The 489-nt window shown below is 69.5% G+C and carries 2 protein-coding genes; both read right to left on the bottom strand.

Going from position 1 to position 489, the window contains the following annotated elements:
* On the bottom strand, positions 1–145 hold a 145-nt coding region (locus MOV75_RS41700; protein WP_247008723.1), incomplete at its 3' end, for an NAD-dependent epimerase/dehydratase family protein.
* Positions 142–489 (bottom strand): dTDP-4-dehydrorhamnose 3,5-epimerase family protein (locus MOV75_RS41695; protein ID WP_247008721.1); only part of this gene is annotated, 348 nt, incomplete at its 5' end. The genes MOV75_RS41695 and MOV75_RS41700, both read right to left, overlap by 4 nt.

Below are 489 nucleotides of genomic sequence, written 5' to 3'. Positions count from 1 at the left end.
GATCAGCCGCGTGCCACGTCACACCGGCCACCGCCGCTTGAGCTGAGCGCGCGATGCCATGGACCTCGAAGCCCCGACCGACCAGCGCGGGCAACAGCGCACGGCCGAGGAATCCTGACGCGCCCGTGACCAGGACCCGTTTCATGCGAGATGCGGCAGCGCGCGGTCGCGCGCGGACAGGATCGGATCAGGCAGCGGCCAGGCGATCGCCAGCGACGGATCGTCCCAGCGAATGCCGGAGGCGCCTTGCGCGTCATAGGGCACATCGATGCAATACATCAGCTCGGTCGCCTCGACGAGCGTCTGGAAGCCGTGCGCGCATCCGGCGGGGATGAACACGGCATTGCCGCGGTCGGCGGCGAGCTCGACCGAACACCATTGTCCATAGCTCGGCAGCGACCGGCGCAAATCGACGATCACGTCGAAGGCGCGGCCGGCAACGCACCGCACCAGCTTGGCCTCCGGCCGGCCGGCCTGGTAGTGCAGGCC

The organism is Bradyrhizobium sp. PRIMUS42 (genome assembly GCF_023006515.1).
Lineage (GTDB): Bacteria > Pseudomonadota > Alphaproteobacteria > Rhizobiales > Xanthobacteraceae > Bradyrhizobium.
The sequence above is the reverse complement of the archived record's forward strand: the minus strand, read 5'-3'. Positions and strand labels throughout refer to the sequence as shown.